The organism is Streptococcus sp. LPB0220 (assembly GCF_008727815.1).
GTDB lineage: Bacteria > Bacillota > Bacilli > Lactobacillales > Streptococcaceae > Streptococcus.
Genome location: NZ_CP044230.1, coordinates 1,788,091 through 1,811,645, shown reverse-complemented (window position 1 = coordinate 1,811,645; position 23,555 = coordinate 1,788,091). Strand labels below are relative to the sequence as shown.

Below are 23,555 nucleotides of genomic sequence, written 5' to 3'. Positions count from 1 at the left end.
ATGGAAGGAAATGTGAACTGGATCCCGCTTGGGATCCTAGGATTGATGGTGGTGATTTGGGCAACCAAATTTCTGACGGCCATCCGCCTCGCGCAAAAGCTGAAAAAAGCTTGGGATGGAGCGCCTTTCTTTCGTAAAAAAGACACGGAAGAAAGTTTGATTGACAGTCTGGCTTATCCAGCTAAGGGAAGGACGATCGATAGCCAAGTGGATGATCAGACTTGGCATGATTTGGCTTTGGATGCGGTCTTTGATCAGCTCAATTACACCCAATCGAGCCTTGGGGCAGAAGCTCTCTATCAAAAAATGCGCCTGCTGGAATTCCAGCCTCAGGACCAACTTCATGACTTAGAAGCCTTCTTTGAAGAGCATCCGGATTTGCGGCTCAAGGTCCAGGTCATTTTCAACCAACTGGGCAAGAAGAACCACAACATGGCGCGTAGCATTGTCGCAAAGCCTGGCAAGCATTATGCAGGTTTGCCCCTCTACATAGCCTTGGCCTGTCTTCCAATCCTCTGTCTCTTTGTCATCCCCTTTGAGCCAGTTGGGGCGATTACCCTCTTGGTGATCAGTGTGGTCTTTAATATCGTCTTTTCAAGTTTGCGCAATTGGTCTAATAAAATCCGTCTGGACAATGTTAGCTACTTGGTCCGCATCTTTGCTTCGGCAGAACGCTTGAGCCATCTAGCCCTACCACAACGAGAAGAACTCAAGCAAGCGGTCAAACCCTTTAAGAAAGCTCGGATCCTTGCCAGTGTCTTGCAGAGTCCAACGGGGACTTCTGAGATGGAAATTATTTTGCTCTACCTTAACGTCCTCTTTTTACTCCCGCAGATCGCTCAGGTTTATATTTACAATCAGGTGAAAGCTCATCAAAAAGAAGCCCAGAAGCTTCTGGATCTGCTAGGGGAGATGGAAGTCGCTATTAGTCTCTTGCGCCATAAGCGGGATCTAGAAGTGGTCTGTCAGCCGGTCTTTACAGAGACGGGTGGGATTGAAGGCGAGACGCTCTATCATCCCTTGCTGTCCAATCCGATTGCAAATGATGTGCATTTTCAAAAAAATATGGTCATCAGTGGGGACAATGCGTCTGGGAAATCAACCTATTTGAAGACCGTCGCTATCAATGCTATTCTGGCTCAAGGGCTGGGCTTTGCCTATGGAGAAACCTTGGCCCTGCCTTACGGTCATGTCCTAACGGCTATGGATGTAAGCGATGATATTGAAGTTGGAGATAGCTACTTTATCACCGAAAGTAAAGCTATTTTGCGTATGATTCAGCACCTCAAAGAGCCAGGTTTTCACTATTTCTTTATTGACGAGCTCTTTAAGGGGACTAATACCATCGAGCGGATCGGATCAGGCCTTGGAATTGTCCGCTGGTTGGCTGCCCAAAACTGCCTCTACATGATTTCCAGTCATGATATTGAGCTGGTCGCGGCCTCTGGTGAAGTGAATGACAATTACCATTTTGATAGCCGCTATGTGGATGGCAAGATCGTCTTTGACTACCAGATCAAGCCAGGGTCAGCTGTGACTAAAAATGCGGTAAATACCCTAGAAAGCCTGCATTATCCAGAGGAGATTACGCAAACAGCCAAGGACTTGATTGACCAGTATGAAGAGACGGGGTACTGGTCTTTGAAAGAAATTGAAAAAGAATGAAAAATGAACGAAGGAGTTTGTAAATGATCGGTTTAGGGACCTTTTATAATGCCTTAGGAGTTGTATTTGGTGGGCTTTTAGGACTGCTCATCGGTCAACGTTTATCAGAAGATTTTCATGAGACCCTTCTGAAAGTGACAGGAGTTGCTGTTTTTGTCTTGGGCATTGCAGGGACCTTGGAAAAGATGCTGGTGGTGCATGGAAGTCATGTGGAAAGTCACGGCAGTATGATGTTGATTCTGAGTCTAGTAATCGGGACCATTATCGGGGAACTCTTGAAGATTGAGGGGGTTTTGAGCGCCTGGGAAGCTGGCTGAAGGAAAAGACGGGCAACCAAGGTGATACCAGCTTTGTCGATGCCTTTATGACGACGGCCTTGACCATTTGTATCGGGGCTATGGCGGTAGTCGGAGCTGTCCAGGATGGCTTGACAGGCGACACTTCGACCTTGTTGGCCAAGGCTATTCTGGATATGGTCATCGTTCTGGTCTTGACCGTTTCAAAAGGAAAGGGTGCCATCTTTGCGGTGGTTCCACTTGTGATCTTTCAGGGGGCGATTACGCTTTTGGCCCATTTGATCGCACCAATCATGACCCCACAAGCCCTTTCGAATCTGTCACTAGTTGGCTCCAGCCTCATTCTCTGTGTAGGGATCAACCTCATCTGGGGCAAACGAATCAAGGTCGCTAATCTCCTGCCTGCAGTGCTGATTGCCATTATTTGGGCTTTTGTTGGTTAAAAAATAGAAGCTAAGCGGTAAGGATCGGTTAGCTTTTTTAATTGCCCTTGTAGTCTTGTTAGAAAAATGGAAGTATTCCAAAAAGGAGGGGATTTCCCTTAAATAGGATAAAATAAAAGAAAGGATGAAAGATTGGATTCATTTCTAAGGTGAAGGGTGAAAGGTTATAATCCAACTAATTGCAACAGATTCTTAAATTGCATCAAGCTATGAATTTTGGGGGAAGAATTTCGGATGTCATCTGGAATTCTTTTTGTTAACATATGTTTCCTTAAAAAAATCATTTTCGATGTGATGATTTGTTAACATTAATTCAAGCATTCTTTGGTAAACTTGTAACAGAAATTAAATAAGCGAGTTGAAAAGGGAGTAACAAATGTGAACCTGTTAGAAGAAATACAAAACTATTGGAATCATCGGTACACAGGCTATTCTAAAGTGAATGAAAAAGAATTAGAAGGAACTCAAAGAGAAAGTTGGAAACAACAATTGCAACGATTGTTACCAGCTAACCAAAATATTAAAGTGTTAGATATAGGAACAGGCCCTGGGTTTTTCACAATTATTTTAGAAGAATTAGGTTATACAACTATAACTGGTATTGATGTTTCCAATAACATGCTAGAAGTTGCCAAAGAGAATATTCAAAAATATGGCAAAGGCCATTCAAGCATCCAACTCATGAAAATGGATGCCCAAAATTTAGATTTTAAACCAGAAAGTTTTGATATCATTGTTAGTCGAAATTTAACTTGGAATCTAGAAAAACCACAACAAGCTTATTCAGAGTGGTTAAAAGTCTTGAAACCAAATGGAACCTTATTGATTTTTGACGCAAACTGGTATGCGTTTCTTCAAAATGAATCATTAGAAAAAGAATTTGAAAAAAAACGCCAAAAAGCTGTTGAAGAGAAGTTAGAAGATTATTGGCAAGGTGAAGGGATTGATGAGGAAAAAATGGATTGGATTGTTCAGCAATTACCTTTGACCTATCAACAAAGACCGCAATGGGATATAGACTATTTTTCTTCACTGGAAGGGATTTCAGTAGAAACGGAAGAAAATTTTGGGGATTTAGTGTGGGATTATGAAGAACAATTAAATTACGGAGCAACACCAATGTTTTGTATCAAAATCGTAAAGGGGGATAAGTGAAGGCTATGGAACAAACCATGCATGAACGAGTTGAACATTATTGGACAAATCGAAGTTCTTCTTTTTTAGAACAACGAACAAGAGAGTTTCATAGTCCCTTAAAAGATAGATGGATTACAGAATTTGAAAAATATTTACCACAAAAGAAACTGTTAAAAATTTTAGATATTGGTTGTGGAACAGGATTCTTTACAGGAATTTTAAGTCAGATGGGACATGAAGTAATCGGAATTGATTTAACAAAGGAAATGATCCATTTAGCTACTGTTTTTGCTAAACAGGAAAAGTTCGATGCACAGTTTTTAACTATGGATGCTCAAAATCTAGCATTTGCGGATGCAAGCTTTGATATAGTGATTGCAAGAAATGTTACTTGGACATTACCAGATGTTCCGAAAGCTTATCGTGAATGGCTTCGAGTATTAAAAAAAGGTGGGTTACTTATTAATATTGATGGAAATTATGGTGCTTCTAGTATGACGGATACGAGTCATTTACCACAGCATCATGCTCATCATCATTTAAGTCAAGATACTTTAACAGAGTGCGAACGGATTCAAAGAAGTTTATCCATTTCTAGTGAAGTACGACCTCAATGGGATGTACAATATTTATTAAATCAAGAAGTTGACTCTCTGCAAATTGATCGATCTATTAGCCAAAGGATTTATCTAGAAAAAGATGAGTTTTATAATCCAACACCTTTATTCTTACTATGTGCTAAAAAGTAAGGAGTGGAAGTAATTGTTTAAAGTAATGAAAAGAATTTTAACCATATTTATACTTTTTGTTGCCATTTCATTTTTTGTATTTTTACTCATTCATATAGCTCCTAGTGATCCTGCTTCTGTCAAAATGTCAGTTGGAACGGGTCGTGTCTCTACAGAAGCTCTTGCACTCATGCGTGAGGAAATGGGGCTGAATCAACCCTTACTTGTACAATATGGAAATTGGCTCCTTAAATTTCTTCAAGGAGATTTTGGAAAGAGCTTAATATCAGATATCCCGACTAAGAATTTAATGATTCCAGCCGTTATGAATACGGTTCAATTGGCAGTGATAACATTAATGGTTTCACTAGGAATTTCCATCCCCTTGTCTATATTTTTTGTACGATGTCACAATCGGATTGTAAAGTCACTCTTTCAATTGATTCTATTTTTCAACATGTCATTACCGTCTTTCGTGATTGGTTATTTCTTAATGTATGTATTTAGCGTTCAATTAAGATGGGTTCCTTTACTAGCTAAACAAGGGGGGAGTGGTTTAATATTACCGGTTATGACGCTTGTTATTCCAATGAGTGCAAAATTTATTCAACAATTTTCGGTCTTGTTAGAACAAGAATTACAACAGGAATATGTTAAAGTGCTTTATTACCGTGGAATAGAAGAGTCAAAAATCTTTCAACGACATTTATTGAAAAATATATTGCCTACGATGGTGACCATTATCTTATTATCGTTTGGTTCTTTAATGGCGGGTGTCGTTGTAGTAGAAACCATTTTTTATTGGCCAGGAATTGGGAAGTTATTAATGGATAGTATTCGTTCGAGAGACTATCCACTCGTACAAATGATTGTAGTTTCTATTAGCTTTTTATATTTAGTGCTCACTCAAATTTCTGACGGAATACAAAATAGGACAGATACCCGTATTAAAGGCGGTGACTTGTCATGACAAATAAGAGAAAATGGAAAATTGGCATGATTGTTTTAGTATTTGTATTACTATTATGGAGTACATTATTTTTAAACTATGAGACGATGAATGCCAATGCTGTGTTAAGTCCACCAAATGCTAGTCATTGGTTTGGTACGGATGATTTTGGTCGAGATATTTTTATTCGAGTGATTGTAGGAGCTAGATATTCGATTGGAGCTTCTCTCTTCATTGTTGGTTTATCTTATTTAGGAGGAATTCTTTTAGGAGGATTAGCAGGGATATTTGGTGAGCGGATTGATAGAATCATAACGAGTATCATTGATATTTTGTTAGCCATTCCTAGTTTACTCATAGCTATTACGGTAGCTGGAGTATTAGGTGGAGGGTTAAGAAATGGGATCATTGCTCTTGTCATTAGTTATTTACCTTATTATGCCAAATTAACAAGAGGAGAAATTCGTAAAATTAAAGTTCGAGAATATGTCACAGTGATGTATATGCAAGGAGCTCCATTGTGGTATCGGCTGATGACGATTTTAAAAAATATTCAACGACCATTAGTGACGTATATGATCGTCAATATTTCAAGTACGATCTTAAGTTTAGCAACCTTATCTTTTTTAGGAATAGGAGTGAAAGTCCCTCAACCAGAATGGGGAGCTATGTTAAATGAGGGAAGATTATCGTTTGAACAAGCGCCATGGTTAATGATTGCTCCAGGACTTGCGATTACGCTAACGATTATTATGTTTAACGGAATTCATCATTGGATTCAACAGACGAAAGAGAGGAAAATATGAAATTAAAAAATTTGTTATGCATCATTGCAGCAGCAGTATTAGTTGGATGCGCACCTGTACATCCAACATCTCAACAACAAAAAGGTAGCCAAAATTCAATTTTGAAAATTGGGGATCCTCAATTTACAGCAGGGATTGATCCAGCAAAAGATTGGGAAGGCTGGTTTACCATTCGTTTTGGGATTGGCGAAACCTTATTTCGTTTAACAAATGACTTTCATGTAGAACCTTGGTTAGCATCCTCTTATAAGAAGATTGATGATCAAACATGGGAAATTCATTTAAAAGAAAATGTAAAATTTTCAAATGGAAATCCTGTTAATAGTGATGCAGTCATTGCTAGCCTGAAAAGAGTAGGAGAAAATCATAAGGAAGGTGAAATTTTTAAAACAGCTACTTATACAGCGAATAATTCACAAACTTTTACAGTTCATACTGAAAAACCAAGTCCTCAATTTATTCATGAATTAGTGGATTCAAAAACGGCCATTGTAGATGTAACAAGCAAGGATAAAATTGTAGGAACAGGCCCTTATGAGGTGAAAGAATTTAAACCAAATGATTCCATTTCATTAACGGCTTCGACTCATTATTGGGGTGGCAATGCTTCCATTAAGGAAGTTCATTATCAATTAATTCCGGATCAAAAAACATTGGAATTAGCGATTAAATCAAAAGAAGTAGATGGTGGAGTAGATTTAAATGATGATGTAGCGGATTCATTAAAGAAAGATTCTTCCGTACAAGTGTATAATCAATCAAGTACAAGAACCTATCATTTAGAATTGAATAAAGCAAGATTGCAAGATAAAAAAGTTCGTCAAGCTATTTTATATGCGATTGATAAAAAAGAATTGACACAAGATTTCTTAAAAGGTCATGTAACTCCTGCAGATGGTGCCTTTTTAGATTCAAGTATTTATTCAAGTGGTACTTTTGCTAATAAACAATACCAACCAGAAATGACGAAAAAATTATTAGAAGAAGCCGGCTATAAAACGAAAAATGCAGATGGTATTCTAGTTAATGCACAAAATGAACCATTACAAATTGTTCTAAAAACATATAAGAGATTAGCCAATGAAAAAATTGCTACAGCTTTGCAACAACAATTGAAAAAAGTAGGGATTGATTTGAAAATTGATATTCAAGAAACTGTCGATGGATTTAATCAATTAGATTATGACATTGCATTAGCTTCCTCATTAACATTGGCAACGGGAGATCCTTATTACTTCCTAAATGCAGCTTTATCGAGTGATGGGGCATTGAATTATGTGAAAAATTCAGATCAATGGTTAGATGAAAAAATTTCTGCCTTAGCTCATGAAGAAGATGCGGATAAACTACCTAGTGAAGTAGCAAAAATTCAAGACTATGCGAAAGACGAAGCAGTTGTTTATTACATTGGATTTGTCAACTTACATGCAGCAATGAACAATTCTATTCATCATTTTGAACTATCTCCGTCTGATATCTATCAAGTTACGAATAAATTGGTAAAAGACTAATGGAAAAGACTATTTTTGAAGTCAAACAATTAAACGCCTCATACGGACAGGAAGTAATTCTCAAAAATTTAGACTTTTCTATTAAAGAAGGAGAAGTCATCGGGATAATTGGCGAGTCCGGTATTGGAAAATCGACTTTTTTAGAATGTTTACTTGGGAATATTCATCAAAAGGTCATGATGAATGCGAGTGAAATGAAGTTTTTAGAAGAAAACTGGTTGACCTTATCTAGTAAAAAGAGAAGAGAATATTTACGACAAGATATTGGCATCATTTTTCAAAATGGACAACATAGCATAGATCCCTTATTTACAATTGGACAACAGTTGGAAGAAATAATGCTAGAAGCCAATCCTCAAAAAATAATTGAAGCACTGAAAATGGTTCAATTAGAAGAAAAAGTATTACAATTATATCCTCATGAATTATCTGGAGGAATGTTGCAAAGAGTAATGATTGCAATGGCGTTTATCAATCATCCGAAATTAATCATTGCGGATGAACCCTTTAGTGCTTTAGACGTTCCATTGCAAATGGAAATGATGCAATTAATTGTTCATCTTGCAAAGCAATATCGTACAGCAACGATTATGGTGACTCATCAACGAGAGTTAGCGTATAATTTTTGTACAAAAGTGTTGACTTTAGAAGAGGGGGAATTAGTCGCACAGAAGGAAGATTCTCATAAGAAATTCAATTTTAATCGATTATCGAATGAGAAAAAAGAAACATTTTTCCAATTGAAACATGTAACAAGCCATTATAAAGATGAGAATGTGATTCTTAAAAATCTTACAGTTGATATTCCAAAATATGAAGTAACAGGAATCATCGGACATTCAGGAGCTGGGAAAACAACTCTTGCAAGGATTTTATCTGGCTTTATTCCATATGAAGGCCATATTCTGATTGAAGGAAAAGAATTAAGAGAAGTATTGGCTCAAGAAAAACAAAGCTATTATCGAAGAGTTCAATATTTATTCCAAAATAGTTTATTATCTTTTAATCCGAATCAAACGATATTGAAAAGCTTAGAAGAACCATTAAGATTTATTCGAAAAATAAAGGATCGTTCAGAACGGATTCGAATGATACAGGAATTATTTACAAATCTCGAGTTAGAATTGGATTGGTTAGAAAAATATCCTCATCAATTATCCGGAGGGCAATGTCAAAGGTGTGCCATTGCAAGGGCAATATTCGCACAACCAGAGTGCTTGATTTGTGATGAAATAACGAGTTCGCTAGATGATGCGAATCAGGAAAAAGTGATACAAGTTTTGCAAAAAGTTCAAGAGGAAACAAATATGACGATAGTCTTTATTAGTCATAATCAGTCGTTAATTGAAGCGATTTGTTCAACCGTCGTTGCTTTAAAAGAGGGTCAATTGATAGAGACTTTAATTTGAAGAACGAGCAGTGAATAATCCTAAACTGGTTTGTGTTGCCAAAAACGATTCCTATTTTAGTAAGCTCCACTGTCAAAATGGAGCTTCCTTCTGAGCTAACCGGTCAGGATCGGTTAGCTTTTTTCTTGCTCTTGTTAGAAAAAAGGAAGAACTTGGAAAAGGAGGGACATTTTCTTTTTGCAAATACGGGAATTCATTTATGGAAAACCTGATTTTTGGTATGATAGTCGTAATTTCGAATAGGGAGGTTGGAGTCGCCATGAGTGATTTGAATCAGACAGTTGATTTTATTAAAGAAATCGAGAAATTAAAGTCAGTAACAAGGTTTAATAGAACCCTTGATGGACGGTTTGAAAATAGTGCCGAGCATTCTTGGCAGGGTGCGATCGCTGCGATGGTTCTGCAAGATTATTATCCTGAAAAATTGAATATGGAAAAGGTCATGTTTCTGTTACTGATTCATGATTTAGGTGAGATTTATGCCGGAGATACTTGGGTGTTTGATGATGAAAAAAAGCTTCATGCTCATGATAGAGAGTTAGCATCTATAGAAAAAACAATGAGCCTCCTTCCAGAAGCAACATATGTGAATATGAAAAATTCGTGGTTGGAGTTTGAAAAAGGCCAGAGTCCTGAGGCAAGATATGCAAGAGTGATTGACGCATTGGTACCACTGATCAATCACTTGGAAGTATCAGAAGTCAATTATAATCCTGATCATATCCGTTCAGAGATGGTATTAGAAAAGAAAAAATTTATAAAAAGTGAATCGGAAGAATTATGGAAACTGACGGAAGAGTTGGTTCAGGAAAGTGTAGAAAAGGGCTTATATTCATAAGTTCCCTTGGCCATCAGTAGCAACCTTCAGCCTAAGAGGAAGGCACCTGTTTTCATGGGTGGTTTTGACTGGCTTGATCTGTGGTATAATGGAACCAGATAATTTACACCCTTTGAAAGGGAAAAGGTTAGATTGTATGATTAAGTTGATAGCAACAGATATGGATGGGACCTTATTAGATGAGCGAGGAGAGGTGGATCTCCCGCGTCTGGAAAGGCTGTTGAACCACTTGGATCAAAAAGGGATACGCTTTGTCATTGCGACGGGAAATGAAATCCATCGCATGCGCCAGCTCTTGGGTCCTTTGGTCAAGCGGGTGACCCTGGTCGTGGCCAACGGAGCTCGGATTTTTGAGGATGACCAGATGATTCTAGGAAAATTCTGGGATCGAGAACTAGTAGAGGCGGTTCTTGCTTATTTTAAGGGGCGGGAAATTTCAGACCAGCTGGTTGTGTCAGCTGTCAATGGTGGCTTTGTCAAGGAAGGAACGGTCTTTACAGAAGTTGAGAAATTCATGCAGCCGGAAGTGATTGAAGCCTTGTACAAGCGGATGAAGTTTGTTCCGGAATTGACAGCAGATCTATTTGATCAGGTGCTTAAAATGAGCTTGGTGGTTGGCTTGGATCGTCTCGATCAAGTGCGCCAAGAAGTCCAGCAGGCTTTTGGAGATCAGCTCATGGCGGTTTCGAGCGGTTTTGGAAGCATGGATCTCTTACAAGCAGGCATTCACAAGGCCTGGGGACTGGCTCAATTAATGGAGAAATGGCAGCTTGATGCCAGCCAGGTCATGGCTTTTGGGGATAGTGGAAACGACATCGAAATGCTTGAGATGGCTGGTCACTCCTATGCTGTGGCCAATGCAGAAAGAGCTGTCAAGGCTGTTGCCAAACACCTAGCGCCGAGTCATCAAGAAGACGGTGTCTACCAGGTGATCGAAGAGTATCTAGGATTGACCTCCTGGGAACAAGTGAAAGGAAAGAAATAGATGGCAGTACAGCTGTTAGAAGACTGGCTCTTAAAGGAGCAGGAGAAAATCGTAACAACCTATCGGGAGCTCAATCAAGCCCCTCTGAAGGAGCCTGGTTTGATCTTTATTGGAGACTCTATCGTGGAGTATTTCCCCATTCATGAACTATTACAAAGTCCCAAACACATGGTCAATCGAGGAGTACGAGGCTATAAGACGGATCTCCTTCGTGAGTATCTAGACGCCCATGTCTTTGGAACGGTGGTGGATCAGATCTTTCTCTTGATCGGGACCAATGATATCGGAAAAGAAATTCCTCAAAAGGAAACCTTGGACAATGTAGAAGCGGTCATACAAGCAATTATGAGAGATTTTCCGCTGACCCACATCAACCTGATCTCGGTTCTACCGGTGAGTCAAGAAGAGCGATACAAACAAAAGGTCTATGTGCGGACCAATGAAAAAATTCAAGCCCTCAATCAAGCCTATCAAGAATTGGCCCAGGCCTACCACCAGGTCAGCTATATTGATGTGTATTCGTCTTTATTGGATGAAAAGAGGCAGTTAGCAGAAGCCTATACGACAGATGGTCTCCATTTAAGTGTGGCTGGTTACCGAGTTCTAGCCCAAGCTCTGCAGGAGACATTATAGAGACAAAATAGGGAGCGAAAAAGCCCAACTAGACAAATCTTCAAAGAAAAATTTCAGATTGAAGATAAAGTCTTCTTAAAAACTTTCCTTAGGTGAGTACGGACGTCAGAGAACTTCTTTGAAGTTCCATGACTTAGTTTTGGACCTAAGGTTCCAAAACTCCCGAGTGCTAGAAACAATAGTGTTTCTAGCACTTTTCTCACGGCGGAAAGTTTCAGGAAATATTTGAATGGTTCTTATAATTGAAATCAATTCTATTTCTTTTTAGATTTCTTTAGATGATTTTTTGTAAAAACAGATTGTCTACCTTCCTCTATTTCCAAGAGGAAATTTTTTTGTCTTTTTGGTTGACAAATGTAAATCTTAGGAGTAGAATGGCATCATAAGATTTACAAATGTAGATTTAGAAAGGAGAAGCCATGCAAATTTCCAATGCGGAATGGCGCATCATGAAAATTATCTGGATGGAAGGCAAGCAGACCAGCAGGGATTTGATCGCCGTCTTGTCCGAGCGCTTTGACTGGTCGAAGTCGACCATCAAGACCCTCTTGACGCGCTTGGTTGAAAAGGGCTGTCTGACCAGAGAAAAATCTGGCAAAGCCTTTGTCTACTCGGCTTTGTTGAAGCAGGACCAGAGTTTAGACTTGGTGGTTGAGGAGGTGAAAGACAAGGTTTGCTCAAAAAGAATTGTCCAGGTGCTTGAAAACTTGATTCAGGAGAGTGACTTTACGCTTGCAGATCTTAATCAGCTGCAGCAGGTCCTGGAAGAAAAGAAAGCAGAGGCTGTCGAAACAGTCCCTTGCAATTGTATGTAATAGAAAGAAGGAATTTCAATGTTTGGATTGTTAATTAGTATTGTTTGTTTACTTGGGGTTGCTTTTATTGCTTGGTGGTTCTTTGCAGAGCATGAAAAGGTAAGCGACCACGCTCGTCAGAAATCAGGTTATCAAGAAATTGAAGTCGAAGTCATGGGGGGCTATTCGCCTGAAACCATCGTTCTGAAAAAGAATGTTCCAGCCCGGATCATCTTTAATCGCAAGGATCCATCTTCATGTCTGGCTCAAGTGATCTTTCCGGATTTTGGCGTTCATGAAGATTTGCCTTTGGGTGAAAAACATGTCATTGAAATTACGCCAGAAAAAGCGGGCGAATATGGGTATTCATGTGGAATGAACATGATGCATGGTCACATGATTGTGGAATAAAGGAGTAGGTATGGTAGAAAAACAAAAAGCAGTTGTGGAAAACGGAGTGCAAAAGATCCGTATTACAGCAGAAAAGGGCTATAGTCCCAAAGAATTTCAACTTCAAAAAGGGATCCCTGCTGAAATCACCTTCCATCGGGTCAATCCTTCCGGCTGTTACAAGGAAATTTTGTTTGAAGATCAGGGGATTTTAGAGCCTTTGGAAGTCGGTGTGGATAAAGTGATATCCTTTACCCCGACAGAAACAGGGGACTTCGAGTTTTCATGTGGAATGAAGATGCAAAAGGGTTCCTACACGGTTGTGGAAAAACGCCGTCGTGTCTTAAGTTTACGGGATCGCTTTTGGATTACTAGTATCTTTACCCTTCCTTTATTGATCTTGATGATCGGGATGTGGGCAGGACTTGTCTCCCATCCAGTCAGTCGCTGGGGGACTTTTCTAGCGACAACGCCGATCATGTTGGTAGCAGGAGTACCTTTTATCAAGAGTGCCTGGGCCTCATTTAAGAAGCACCATTCCAATATGGATACCTTGGTAGCTCTTGGAACCCTGGTAGCCTATGTCTATAGTGTATTTGCTCTTTTTACTGGTCAGCCAGTATACTTTGAGGCTGCGGGTTTTATCATCTTCTTTATCCTCTTAGGGCAAATCTTTGAAGAACGGATGCGTAACAATGCCTCCGAGGCTGTGGAAAAGTTGTTGGATTTGCAGGCAAAAACGGCTCAAGTTCTCCGTGATGGGAACTATGTCGAGGTGGCGGCGGAAGATATCCACATTGGTGATTTGATTCGGGTCCGTCCTGGGGAAAAGATCGCGGTTGATGGGACGATTGTAGAAGGAAGTACGACCATTGATGAGTCGATGGTGACAGGTGAAAGTTTGCCTGTGGAAAAATCAGTTGGTGATGCAGTCATTGGCTCCACTATCAACAGCAATGGGACCATTCTCTTTAAGGCTGAAAAAGTCGGTAGTGAGACCCTCTTATCTCAAATTGTGGACTTTGTCAAAATGGCCCAATCCAGTCGTGCTCCTATTCAAGATTTGACGGATAAGATTTCAGGTATCTTTGTTCCAGTGGTGACGATTTTGGCCATTGCGACTTTCTGGGTTTGGTCCGTGCTTCTGGGCGCGTCGCTCCAAGAGGCCATGCTCTATGCAGTCTCTGTCCTCATTATTGCCTGTCCTTGTGCCCTTGGTTTGGCGACGCCAACAGCCCTTATGGTCGGAACTGGTCGTAGTGCCAAGATGGGGGTTCTGATTAAAAATGGAACAGTTCTTCAAGAAGTGCAAAAGATTCAAACCGTTGTGTTTGATAAGACAGGGACCATCACCATTGGCCAACCGCTCGTAACCGATGTGGTAGGAGATGAAGCGCGTGTCTTGACACTGGCTGCTAGTCTTGAAACTTTTTCAGAACATCCACTAGCCCAAGCGGTGTTATCCCAAGCAGAAGAAAAAGGTTTGGTGCTATCCCCTGTGGAAAACTTCCAAGCGATTGAAGGAAAAGGGGTCCAAGGTCAGATCGACCAGCAGTTGGTGACCTTGGGAAATGGCAAACTTCATGACGGGACAGCGATGGATCCGGAGCTTGAAAAACGGATGGTAGACTTGCAAGAGCAGGCCAAAACAGTGATCAGTTTGTCTGTGGATGGGCAAGTGATTGGCTTGATTGCCATTCAAGATGCTCCGAAGGCCAGCTCAAAAGAAGCGATCAAAAAGCTCAAAGAACGGGGCTTGAAAACGGTCATGTTAACAGGGGATAATGAACGGGTGGCCCAAGCTATTGCTAAGCAAGTGGGAATTGACACCGTCATTGCTGATGTCCTTCCTCAAGAAAAAGCTAGCGCCATCCAAAAACTGCAAGAAAGTAGTAAGGTAGCCTTTGTTGGAGATGGGATCAATGATGCTCCAGCTCTCTCGATTGCAGATGTTGGAATTGCCATGGGATCTGGAACGGATATTGCGATCGAGTCCGGTGGCATCGTGCTCACGCAAAATGATTTGCTTGGCGTTGTGCGCGCCTTTGACATGAGTCAAAAGACCTTCCGTCGCATCTTACTCAATCTCTTCTGGGCCTCTATCTACAATATCCTTGGGATTCCAATTGCTGCTGGAGTCTTTGTAGGACTGGGATTGACCCTCAATCCAGAACTAGCAGGTCTTGCCATGGCCCTTAGTTCTTTGTCTGTTTTGACCAGCTCGCTGCTCCTCAATGTCGCAAAGATTGATTAATGAAAATAAGAAGTGATACAGTATGCAGTAGCGATTAGAACGTAGTCAAACTTTTTTAAGTAATATAAGTTAAGTGATTCAACGAATAAAGTAAAATAAGTTCCAATTTTTAGATTGAATCAAGAAAATACAGAAAACTTTCCGCCGTGAGAAAAGTGCTTGAAACATTATCATTTCAAGCACTCGGTAGTTTTGAGACCTTAGGCTCAAAACTAAGTCATGGAACTTCGAAGAAGTTCGCTGACGTCCGTACTCACCTAAGGAAAGTTTTTTTAAAAATACTTTGCCATCAATTTGAGTACTACAGCATGCTGTAGTACTTTTTTATCATTCCTTACAGCTCTAAGGGAAAATAGAGGGTAAGAAAATATAGTATAATACCCTATTGTAGGATAGTTTGTGAAAATTTCTCAAAAAGAGCATCTGTTATGGAATAGGGATTGAGCATCTCTGAGCAGATCCTTATACATGTGAATCTCTTTGTGATAAATTAATACTGTAATCGTTTTGTAAATCGTTTTCATGAGAAAAGTCAGAAAAAACTCATTTTCAAGGCGAGATGATCGCAAAGATGAAGTAGAAGCGCTATGCTGCATTTTAAGGGATCAAAATAGAATTAAAGGAGAGTTAGAATGACTCAAGGGAAAATTACTGCATCTGCAGCAATGCTTAATGTATTGAAAACATGGGGCGTAGATACGATCTACGGTATCCCATCTGGAACACTTAGCTCACTTATGGACGCTTTGGCTGAAGACAAAGATATCCGTTTCTTGCAAGTTCGTCACGAAGAAACTGGTGCTCTTGCAGCGGTTATGCAAGCTAAATTTGGTGGCTCTATCGGGGTTGCAGTTGGTTCAGGTGGACCTGGTGCGACTCACTTGATCAACGGTGTTTACGATGCAGCTATGGATAACACTCCATTCCTTGCCATTCTTGGATCACGTCCAAACAACGAGCTGAACATGGATGCCTTCCAAGAATTGAACCAAAACCCAATGTACAACGGTATCGCTGTTTACAACAAACGTGTAGCTTACGCAGAACAATTGCCAAAAGTAATCGATGAAGCTTGCCGTGCTGCCGTTTCTAAAAAAGGTCCAGCCGTTGTTGAAATCCCCGTAAACTTTGGATTCCAAGAAATCGACGAAAACTCTTACTATGGATCAGGTTCTTATGAACGTCGCTTTATCGCTCCTGCCTTGAACGAAGTGGAAATCGATAAAGCTGTTGAAATCTTGAACAATGCGGAACGTCCAGTGATCTACGCTGGTTTCGGTGGTGTTGGTGCTGGTGATGTGATCACTGAATTGTCTCGTAAGATCAAAGCACCAATTATTACAACTGGTAAAAACTTTGAAGCCTTCGAATGGGACTACGAAGGGTTGACAGGTTCTGCTTACCGTGTTGGTTGGAAGCCAGCCAACGAAGTTGTCTTTGAAGCAGACACAGTTCTTTTCCTTGGTTCAAACTTCCCATTTGCTGAAGTTTACGAAGCATTCAAGAACACTGAAAAATTCATCCAAGTGGATATTGACCCTTACAAACTTGGTAAACGCCATGCTCTTGACGCTTCCATCCTTGGTGATGCAGGTCAAGCAGCGAAAGCAATCCTTGATAAAGTGAATCCAGTTGAGTCTACTCCATGGTGGCGTGCAAACGTGAAGAACAACCAAAACTGGCGTGATTACATGAACAAACTCGAAGGTAAAACTGAGGGTGAATTGCAATTGTATCAAGTTTACAATGCAATCAACAAACATGCTGATCAAGACGCTATCTACTCAATCGACGTCGGTGACACTACTCAAACATCTACTCGTCACCTTCACATGACACCTAAGAACATGTGGCGTACATCTCCACTCTTTGCGACAATGGGTATTGCCCTTCCTGGTGGTATCGCTGCTAAGAAAGACAATCCAGATCGCCAAGTATGGAACATCATGGGTGACGGTGCATTCAACATGTGCTACCCAGACGTTATCACAAACGTTCAATACGACCTTCCAGTTATCAATGTTGTCTTCTCAAATGGTAAATATGCCTTCATCAAGGACAAATACGAAGACACAAACAAACACTTGTTTGGTTGTGACTTCCCTAATGCTGACTATGCGAAAATCGCTGAAGCGCAAGGTGCTGTAGGATTCACTGTAAACCGTATCGAAGCCATCGACGCAGTCGTTGCTGAAGCTGTTAAATTGAACAAAGAAGGTAAAACTGTTGTTATCGATGCTCGCATCACTCAAGACCGTCCACTTCCAGTAGAAGTACTTGAGTTGGATCCAAAACAACACTCAGAAGAAGCCATCAAAGCCTTCAAGGAAAAATACGAAGCAGAAGAACTCGTACCATTCCGCCTCTTCTTGGAAGAAGAAGGATTGCAATCACGCGCAATCAAATAATTCCTCTCGTGGAAAATCAAATGTAAACATTGTAGATTTTATGCTTTGATTTTCATAGAGAGAAACTTAAAAGACCGGGGGAATCCGGTCTTTTTGTGGAGGATAGTAAATGAATTTAAATCAATTAGATATCATCGTTTCAAATATTCCCCAGGTCTGTGCTGACTTGGAGCATATTTTGGATAAAAAAGCCGATTATGTTGACGACAGTTTTGCTCAGTTCACGATTGGCAGTCACTGTCTCATGTTGTCTCAAAATCATTTGGTTCCTTTGGAAAACTTTCAGTCAGGAATCATTCTTCATATCGAGGTTGAGGATGTAGACCAGAACTACAAACGGTTGAAAGAGCTTGGTATCCAAGTTTTAAACGGTTCAGTTGTAACCGATTGGGGAACCGAAAGCCTGCTAGTTGAAGGCCCAGCTGGTTTAGTGATTGATTTTTATCGTATGAAATAGGAGGCGTGGTCATTTAACGTCAACCTTAGCTATTCTTAAAACAGAATGTGAGAAAATGAACTATTGAAAGATCGGAGCAATCCAGTCTTTTTTATGTTCCAAAGTGTATGAGTTACCTTAGAATAGGTTTAGTTTTCCATAAGATCTTGTAGGATTTTTTGGAAAGAGAAGGGTATAATAGAACTATCAAATCAAGTGAGGTAGAGAGATGACCGATAAACTTCAATTTCCAGATGGTTTCCTTTGGGGTGGGGCGACGGCTGCTAACCAGTGTGAGGGAGCGTATAATGAAGACGGCCGTGGCTTGGCCAATGTGGATGTGGTACCGATTGGTCCTGATCGTCATGCCATTATTACGGGTCAGAAAAAGATGTTCGACTTTGAAGAGGGCTATTTTTATCCGGCTAAAGATGGCATTGATATGTACCATCGCTACAAGGAAGACATTGCGCTCTTTGGGGAAATGGGCTTTAAAACCTATCGCTTGTCCATTGCCTGGTCTCGGATCTTCCCTAAAGGAGATGAACTAGAGCCAAATGAAGCAGGTCTACAGTTCTATGAAGACCTCTTTAATGAGTGCCACAAGTATGGCATTGAGCCCTTGGTGACCATTACCCATTTTGACTGTCCCATGCATTTGATTACCGAGTATGGAGGTTGGCGCAGTCGCAAGATGTTGGAATGTTATGAACGTCTCTGCCGGACCCTCTTCACTCGCTACAAGGGCTTGGTCAAATACTGGCTAACCTTTAATGAGATCAATATGATCCTTCATGCGCCTTTTATGGGAGCAGGTCTCTGCTTTGAAGAAGGGGAGAATGAGGAGCAGGTCAAATACCAGGCGGCTCACCATGAGTTGGTCGCTTCAGCCATTGCTACCAAGCTAGCCCATGAGATTGATCCGAACAATAAGGTGGGCTGTATGTTGGCAGCTGGGCAAAACTATCCGCATACCTGTGCTCCGCGAGATGTCTGGGCTGGTCTAGAAGAAGACCGCAAGAACTATTTCTTTATCGATGTGCAGGCGCGTGGGGAATACCCTAACTATGCCAAGAAAGAGTGGGAGCGTCAGGGGATCACGGTCGAGATGACGGAACAGGACCTTCAATTGTTGAAAGACCATACAGTTGACTTTATTTCCTTCTCCTACTATGCCAGTCGGGTCGCTTCAGGGGATCCAGCTGAAAGGGAAAAAACAGCGGGCAATATCTTTGCCTCTCTGAAGAATCCCTACCTAGAAAGCTCAGAATGGGGTTGGCAGATTGACCCTCTTGGTCTCCGCATTACGCTGAACACCATCTGGGATCGTTATCAAAAACCTCTCTTTATCGTAGAAAATGGACTAGGTGCCGTTGATACCCCAAATGAAGCCGGGGAGATTGAGGATGACTACCGGATTGATTACCTGGCTGCCCACATCAAGGCCATGCGGGAGGCCATCCATGAAGATGGTGTTGTCCTCTGGGGCTATACGACTTGGGGCTGTATTGACCTCGTCTCTGCCGGGACAGGAGAAATGAAGAAGCGCTACGGTTTTATCTATGTCGACCGGGACAACGAAGGCAAGGGAAGCTTGGAGCGCTCCCGTAAGAAATCCTTCTATTGGTACAAAGAAGTCATTGCGACCAATGGGGCTTCTGTTGAATAAAAGTTTTCGGTACTTGCTGGCCGACTTTCTCCTCTCAACGAAAAAGCTTAGAATCCCAACCACAAGCTGGGGTCCTAAGCTTTTTGTATGTAGTTTAGCCAAGTCATTACGGATTTACTGGTCGTAATCTAAGACATTGTTCTCGATGACAAACTTAGATTCAGCGGAAATGTTGGCTGCTCCTAGTTGCAACTGAGAACTTCCGTCTGGCTTCATGATGTGCCACTGACCGTCCTTGTGGGCAAAGATAGCCTGAAATGTGACGTTATCACTCTTGTCTCGAATAGGTAGAACAAATGCTTGATCAGTATTCTCTAAGAGAATCTCTTCTTTTTTTTCAAAGTTATAGATATAAAATTGCCCAGTTCTTTGTCCCAAACCATGGAGTTCATCGACTTTTTGCCAATTCTCAAACTTATTCCGAACAAGGGATTCATTATAAATCTTGTTGAAGGTTTCGTTGCGTTTCTTCGTTTCTTCCTCGTCTAGTGTTTTCTGAAACTCTGCAACCTTTTTAGTCGTTTGAATGGTTTGTCTGTTTTGCTCCCTGATTTGCTGGCGGTGGATGACTCGCATCATTCTTGCAGCAACGCCCAGGATGACAAGGATGGATACAAGACTGATTTTAGTTTTAGCATGATTTTTCATAGATGAGTCTCCCTATTGTGTCATTGGTCCTATTATACCCTTTGAAAGAAAAGATCGTCAAGTTCATCTTGTGATGATCTAACATGCAGATCTAGCTGGGTACAATAGAATTTTATCAGATTTTCATTGACGAAGGTCCCTTTATTTGATAGGCTAGGGGAATAGAACTGATTTCGCAAGAAAAGAAAAAAGGAGCGAGGCAAGTGACACGGATTTTATTAATCGAGGATAATAATGATATCCAAGAAATTTTATACAGTCTCTTAAGTGAAGATCATGAGGTCCTTCAGGCTTTTTCAGGTACAGAAGGGCTGCGGCTCTTCCAGCAAGAAGCCGTTGATTTGGTCCTTCTGGATATCATGCTTCCAGGGAAAAATGGGGATCAGGTCCTTGAGGAGATCCGTTTGCAGAGTCAGACACCGGTTATCATGATGACCGCTCTGGGAGACAAACACCTCATTAGCCAGTATCTCCTTGCAGGTGCCAATGATTATATTGTCAAGCCCTTTAATCTGGACGAAGTGGCGGCTCGGGTGACGGTGCAGTTGAGAAATCAACCGACGGTAGCACAGGAATCTCAAGCGTCGCAAAAGCGATCCTTTAAGAATTTGGTCTTAAATCCAGAAACCTTTGAACTGGAGTCCGGCGAACAGACGCTTCGATTGGGCAAAAAAGAATTTCAAATTTTTGAGACCTTGCTGGCGCATCCAAAGAAGATTTTCACCAAAGAAGAATTGTATGAAGCTGTCTGGGAAGAAGTCTATCTGCCTGGAGACAATACCCTCAATGCCCAATTAAGCAATCTTCGAAAGAAAATTGCCCAGCTTGACCCAAATGAGGACTATATTGAAACGGTCTGGGGCTTGGGTGTTCGCTTGAAAGGAGACAAGTAATGTGGGTTTTAGTTCTAATTCTTGTCGTCCTTGTCCTTCTCTTGGGACTGGGCTACCTTCGCCTACTCTCTGCTCTCAAAGATTTGCAGGAGCAGATTCAACAGAAGCTCCAAAATGGGAGTGGAGTACGGTTAACGTCACGTGTTTCAAAAAAAGAATTGGTTGCCTTGACCAAGCAGGTCAGTGATCTCTTTGATCAGATCGAGCGGACCAATCGGATTGCCTTTCAAGAGAAAAAGACCTTGGATATGGCCATTAGTAATATTGCCCACGATATCCGGACGCCTTTGACCATTGCATCGGGCTATACCCAACAAATCATCAAGGGTGGGACGCAGGAAGAGGAAAAGCTGAAGAAAATTGCTTCCAATCTTCAAGTCGTCTCAAAACGCCTGGAATCTCTCTTGGAATACAGACGCTTGATGGAGGGAGCCATTCAGCCTCGGATTTCAGACGTCGATCTCAGCCAAGTCCTGACTCAGCAGTTGTTCCAGTATTATGACAGCCTGTCTGAGGCGGGGATTGCCTTAGAGGTAGAGCTAGAAGAGCATCTTCATTATGCTACGGATCCAGAGCTCTGGGAGCGCCTCTTGCAAAATATGCTCAGCAATGTCCTCAAGCATGGAAAGGAGCAGGCCCGTTTGACCTTGACCTCAGACGCGGACACGATTCGGGTCGAGCTGCGCAATATTGTGCAACAACCGATCCAGCACTTAGACCAATTGGCTAGTCGATTCTACTCTGAAAATCTCTCGGATACAGAGGAGTCTTCTGGCTTGGGTCTCTACATTATTCAAAATTTTGTAGAGATCTTAGGGGGAGACTTGCAACTGGCAACGGAGGCAGACTGGTTTATCTTGACCATTACACTAAGAAAAAAGGCTTGAGCACTGCTCAAGTCTTTTTGTTATAAATCTTTGTGTTTAAAAGTAGCCAGTCCTAGGAAGCCGAAAACAAGGATGAATCCAAGGGCGATCGAGAGGGTGTTGGTTGTTGCTGTTGTGCTCTGTACCATGGAATATTGGAATTCCAAGTTTAGATAGTGGAGAATATCAATATCTTTAAGGAAGAGCGCAGGAAGGCTTAAGAGGATATTTCCAATGAAGTAGCCAACGAAGGCCAAGGTGATGGATTGGCTGGCATAAAGAAGGAAGGAAATGATGCTGACCCAAGCCAAGGTGGAAAGGAACTGAATCAGCACGGTCAGTCCAAAATGAGCCAAGAAGTGCTCTGGCATGGTGCCAAGTCCATTGTAGAGCGTCGCGATCAAGAAGACGAGACCATAAGAAACAAGAAATTGGAAGAGAGCAATGGTCAGAACAACGGCGCTTTTGGCAAAGTAGTAACTGGTGCGAGAAACGCCATAGGCCAGACTATTCTTGTATAAGTTTTGCGTTAAGTCTGTTCCCAGGACCAAGGTGATGACAATAATGGTAAAGAGGATGGTCACACTGATGCTGGAAGAGTAGTTGGTCAAAGCTTTAAAGCCTGTCCAAACTTCGGTCGCTTGGGGCAATTTGGATTCCGTATTGACGCCGACGTGGCCAGTAGCTCCAAAGATGACTCCAGACAGGATGTTGAGAACGAGAATGGCTTCTGTAATCCAAAAACCTTTGGAGCGAAAAAGTCTGTAAAAATCTGCTTGAATGGTATGCAACATGATAAATCTCCTAAATGAAATATGTGGGATAGGTAATAGAGGAAGACGGTGATTGGACTAGTCTACCAAGTCCGTAAAGAATTTTTCCAGATCTTGGCGGGCATAGTAGATTTCGTCCACGTCAATATCGGCTTGAACGAGGGCTTTGACAATGACTTTAATATCGTGAGTCTGTCCGAAGATATGGATTTCTCCATCCTTATCGATGACCTTGATGCGGTGATGGAGTTGATCCTGAATCAGTTGACTCGCAAGGGCTAGCTGGCTAGTCTTGAGGATGATGTAGTCTTCTCCTTGTTCTTCGAATTCAGCCTTGCTAATTTCTTTGATCAGGCGTCCTTGGTCGACAATACCAAAGCGATTGGCAACCAGATAGAGTTCGGAGAGGATGTGACTGGAAATGAGGATGGTCATGCCGAGTTCATCATTGAGGCGTTTGATCATCTGACGGAATTCCTTGATTCCGACTGGATCAAGGCCATTGATGGGTTCGTCCAGAATAAGGAAATCTGGCTTAGCAATGAGAGCAATCGCAATTCCCAACCGTTGTTTCATTCCTAGTGAGAAGTCACGGAATTTCTTCTTACCCGTATTATTCAGGCCAACATAGTTCAGGGTTTCTTTGATGACCTGGTCGGGATTGGGGATATGGCGAGCCTTGCAATAGTAGACCAGGTTTTGATAAGCGGTCATATGCTTATGGGCCACGGGACTCTCAATGACGGATCCAACCCGTTTAAGCGCTTGGGTCCACTGGGAGCGATTTGTAGAAGCAAAGAGAGAGACGCTTCCATCAGTTTCTTGAATCAGCTGGGTGATGACCTTGATGAGGGTGGTTTTCCCTGCACCATTTTTGCCGATCAGGCCGTAGACGTCGCCTTTGCGAATGGTGAGATTCACATCATTTAAGGCGTATTGATGACCAAATTTTTTACTCAAATGGGAAATTTCTAATACTTTTTCCATGGTTTTCTCCTTCGTCCAAATGACTAGTTGTTTTCTT

Annotated in this window: 21 protein-coding genes and 1 pseudogene; 19 read left to right on the top strand and 3 right to left on the bottom strand. The window is 41.4% G+C overall.

Annotated elements, in window-relative coordinates; all coding sequences use genetic code 11:
* The 17 genes and pseudogenes from LPB220_RS09260 to LPB220_RS09180 all read left to right on the top strand — a co-directional run bounded on the left by LPB220_RS09260 (position 1) and on the right by LPB220_RS09180 (position 19,351).
* Positions 1–1,665 (top strand): MutS-related protein, encoded by a 1,665-nt coding sequence (locus LPB220_RS09260; RefSeq protein ID WP_150906552.1) that lies wholly within the window; start codon positions 1–3, stop codon positions 1,663–1,665.
* A gap of 23 nt (positions 1,666–1,688) precedes the next feature.
* Positions 1,689–2,404, top strand: a pseudogene (locus LPB220_RS09255) (DUF554 domain-containing protein).
* 378 nt (positions 2,405–2,782) lie between these two features.
* The gene (locus tag LPB220_RS09250; protein WP_150906550.1) at positions 2,783–3,559 is read left to right on the top strand and encodes a class I SAM-dependent methyltransferase; all 777 of its coding nucleotides are present in this window, start codon (positions 2,783–2,785) and stop codon (positions 3,557–3,559) included.
* Between the two features lie 5 nt (positions 3,560–3,564).
* On the top strand, positions 3,565–4,290 hold the full coding sequence (locus LPB220_RS09245) for a class I SAM-dependent methyltransferase (protein WP_150906548.1): 726 nt from the start codon (positions 3,565–3,567) through the stop codon (positions 4,288–4,290).
* Positions 4,291–4,303: 13 nt separating this feature from the next.
* Positions 4,304–5,239, top strand: coding sequence for an ABC transporter permease (locus LPB220_RS09240; protein WP_061604287.1), 936 nt, complete (start codon positions 4,304–4,306; stop codon positions 5,237–5,239).
* Positions 5,236–6,024: an ABC transporter permease gene (locus tag LPB220_RS09235; RefSeq protein ID WP_021153854.1), complete on the top strand. Its 789-nt coding sequence runs from the start codon at positions 5,236–5,238 to the stop codon at positions 6,022–6,024. Before LPB220_RS09240 ends, LPB220_RS09235 begins: the two co-directional genes overlap by 4 nt.
* Positions 6,021–7,535 carry an ABC transporter substrate-binding protein gene (locus LPB220_RS09230; RefSeq protein ID WP_049498616.1) on the top strand — a complete coding sequence of 505 codons (1,515 nt, stop codon included), beginning with the start codon at positions 6,021–6,023 and terminating at the stop codon, positions 7,533–7,535. The genes LPB220_RS09235 and LPB220_RS09230 overlap by 4 nt, the downstream gene beginning before the upstream one ends.
* The gene (locus LPB220_RS09225) at positions 7,535–8,944 is read left to right on the top strand and encodes an ABC transporter ATP-binding protein (protein ID WP_150906546.1); all 1,410 of its coding nucleotides are present in this window, start codon (positions 7,535–7,537) and stop codon (positions 8,942–8,944) included. The genes LPB220_RS09230 and LPB220_RS09225 overlap by 1 nt, the downstream gene beginning before the upstream one ends.
* Positions 8,945–9,203: 259 nt before the next feature.
* Complete coding sequence (locus LPB220_RS09220) at positions 9,204–9,782, top strand: HD domain-containing protein (protein WP_150906847.1); 579 nt, start codon at positions 9,204–9,206, stop codon at positions 9,780–9,782.
* 136 nt (positions 9,783–9,918) lie between these two features.
* Positions 9,919–10,767 (top strand): HAD family hydrolase, encoded by an 849-nt coding sequence (locus tag LPB220_RS09215; protein ID WP_150906544.1) that lies wholly within the window; start codon positions 9,919–9,921, stop codon positions 10,765–10,767.
* Complete coding sequence (locus LPB220_RS09210) at positions 10,768–11,400, top strand: SGNH/GDSL hydrolase family protein (protein WP_150906542.1); 633 nt, start codon at positions 10,768–10,770, stop codon at positions 11,398–11,400.
* A gap of 419 nt (positions 11,401–11,819) precedes the next feature.
* Positions 11,820–12,215: a CopY/TcrY family copper transport repressor gene (locus LPB220_RS09205; protein ID WP_049506522.1), complete on the top strand. Its 396-nt coding sequence runs from the start codon at positions 11,820–11,822 to the stop codon at positions 12,213–12,215.
* A gap of 18 nt (positions 12,216–12,233) precedes the next feature.
* The gene (locus tag LPB220_RS09200) at positions 12,234–12,605 is read left to right on the top strand and encodes a cupredoxin domain-containing protein (RefSeq protein WP_118227837.1); all 372 of its coding nucleotides are present in this window, start codon (positions 12,234–12,236) and stop codon (positions 12,603–12,605) included.
* Positions 12,606–12,615: 10 nt separating this feature from the next.
* Positions 12,616–14,838 carry a heavy metal translocating P-type ATPase gene (locus LPB220_RS09195; protein WP_150906540.1) on the top strand — a complete coding sequence of 741 codons (2,223 nt, stop codon included), beginning with the start codon at positions 12,616–12,618 and terminating at the stop codon, positions 14,836–14,838.
* A gap of 632 nt (positions 14,839–15,470) precedes the next feature.
* Positions 15,471–17,246, top strand: coding sequence for a pyruvate oxidase (gene spxB / locus LPB220_RS09190; protein ID WP_150906538.1), 1,776 nt, complete (start codon positions 15,471–15,473; stop codon positions 17,244–17,246).
* A 109-nt stretch (positions 17,247–17,355) separates the two neighbouring features.
* Complete coding sequence (locus LPB220_RS09185; RefSeq protein WP_150906536.1) at positions 17,356–17,703, top strand: VOC family protein; 348 nt, start codon at positions 17,356–17,358, stop codon at positions 17,701–17,703.
* 208 nt (positions 17,704–17,911) lie between these two features.
* Positions 17,912–19,351: a 6-phospho-beta-glucosidase gene (locus LPB220_RS09180; protein ID WP_150906534.1), complete on the top strand. Its 1,440-nt coding sequence runs from the start codon at positions 17,912–17,914 to the stop codon at positions 19,349–19,351.
* 114 nt (positions 19,352–19,465) lie between these two features.
* Here LPB220_RS09180 and LPB220_RS09175 read toward each other — a convergent pair whose 3' ends face one another.
* Positions 19,466–19,999 carry a hypothetical protein gene (locus LPB220_RS09175; RefSeq protein ID WP_150906533.1) on the bottom strand — a complete coding sequence of 178 codons (534 nt, stop codon included), beginning with the start codon at positions 19,997–19,999 and terminating at the stop codon, positions 19,466–19,468.
* 203 nt (positions 20,000–20,202) lie between these two features.
* Here LPB220_RS09175 and LPB220_RS09170 point away from each other — a divergent pair, with 203 nt between their 5' ends.
* Together LPB220_RS09170 and LPB220_RS09165 are read left to right on the top strand one after the other, a co-directional pair.
* A complete protein-coding gene (locus LPB220_RS09170; RefSeq protein WP_191904606.1) occupies positions 20,203–20,892 on the top strand; it encodes a response regulator transcription factor in 690 nt (229 codons plus the stop codon).
* Positions 20,892–21,779, top strand: a complete 888-nt coding sequence (locus tag LPB220_RS09165; protein ID WP_150906529.1) for a sensor histidine kinase — start codon at positions 20,892–20,894, stop codon at positions 21,777–21,779. Before LPB220_RS09170 ends, LPB220_RS09165 begins: the two co-directional genes overlap by 1 nt.
* Positions 21,780–21,799: 20 nt before the next feature.
* Here the strand turns inward: LPB220_RS09165 and LPB220_RS09160 are convergent, their stop codons facing one another.
* Positions 21,800–22,552: an ABC transporter permease gene (locus LPB220_RS09160; protein ID WP_006595651.1), complete on the bottom strand. Its 753-nt coding sequence runs from the start codon at positions 22,550–22,552 to the stop codon at positions 21,800–21,802.
* 57 nt (positions 22,553–22,609) lie between these two features.
* A complete protein-coding gene (locus tag LPB220_RS09155) occupies positions 22,610–23,518 on the bottom strand; it encodes an ABC transporter ATP-binding protein (RefSeq protein ID WP_070505273.1) in 909 nt (302 codons plus the stop codon).
* Between the last annotated feature and the right edge of the window lie 37 nt (positions 23,519–23,555).

Bases quoted from the DNA above. Each gene is read 5' to 3' on its own strand.
- LPB220_RS09225 (WP_150906546.1), top strand. From the start codon at position 7,535: ATGGAAAAGACTATTTTTGAAGTCAAACAATTAAACGCCTCATACGGA.
- LPB220_RS09230 (WP_049498616.1), top strand. From the start codon at position 6,021: ATGAAATTAAAAAATTTGTTATGCATCATTGCAGCAGCAGTATTAGTT.
- LPB220_RS09205 (WP_049506522.1), top strand. From the start codon at position 11,820: ATGCAAATTTCCAATGCGGAATGGCGCATCATGAAAATTATCTGGATG.
- LPB220_RS09210 (WP_150906542.1), top strand. From the start codon at position 10,768: ATGGCAGTACAGCTGTTAGAAGACTGGCTCTTAAAGGAGCAGGAGAAA.
- LPB220_RS09175 (WP_150906533.1), bottom strand. From the start codon at position 19,999: ATGAAAAATCATGCTAAAACTAAAATCAGTCTTGTATCCATCCTTGTC.
- LPB220_RS09195 (WP_150906540.1), top strand. From the start codon at position 12,616: ATGGTAGAAAAACAAAAAGCAGTTGTGGAAAACGGAGTGCAAAAGATC.
- LPB220_RS09235 (WP_021153854.1), top strand. From the start codon at position 5,236: ATGACAAATAAGAGAAAATGGAAAATTGGCATGATTGTTTTAGTATTT.
- LPB220_RS09165 (WP_150906529.1), top strand. From the start codon at position 20,892: ATGTGGGTTTTAGTTCTAATTCTTGTCGTCCTTGTCCTTCTCTTGGGA.
- LPB220_RS09245 (WP_150906548.1), top strand. From the start codon at position 3,565: ATGGAACAAACCATGCATGAACGAGTTGAACATTATTGGACAAATCGA.
- LPB220_RS09215 (WP_150906544.1), top strand. From the start codon at position 9,919: ATGATTAAGTTGATAGCAACAGATATGGATGGGACCTTATTAGATGAG.
- LPB220_RS09185 (WP_150906536.1), top strand. From the start codon at position 17,356: ATGAATTTAAATCAATTAGATATCATCGTTTCAAATATTCCCCAGGTC.
- LPB220_RS09220 (WP_150906847.1), top strand. From the start codon at position 9,204: ATGAGTGATTTGAATCAGACAGTTGATTTTATTAAAGAAATCGAGAAA.
- LPB220_RS09180 (WP_150906534.1), top strand. From the start codon at position 17,912: ATGACCGATAAACTTCAATTTCCAGATGGTTTCCTTTGGGGTGGGGCG.
- LPB220_RS09160 (WP_006595651.1), bottom strand. From the start codon at position 22,552: ATGTTGCATACCATTCAAGCAGATTTTTACAGACTTTTTCGCTCCAAA.
- LPB220_RS09155 (WP_070505273.1), bottom strand. From the start codon at position 23,518: ATGGAAAAAGTATTAGAAATTTCCCATTTGAGTAAAAAATTTGGTCAT.
- LPB220_RS09260 (WP_150906552.1), top strand. From the start codon at position 1: ATGGAAGGAAATGTGAACTGGATCCCGCTTGGGATCCTAGGATTGATG.
- spxB (WP_150906538.1), top strand. From the start codon at position 15,471: ATGACTCAAGGGAAAATTACTGCATCTGCAGCAATGCTTAATGTATTG.
- LPB220_RS09200 (WP_118227837.1), top strand. From the start codon at position 12,234: ATGTTTGGATTGTTAATTAGTATTGTTTGTTTACTTGGGGTTGCTTTT.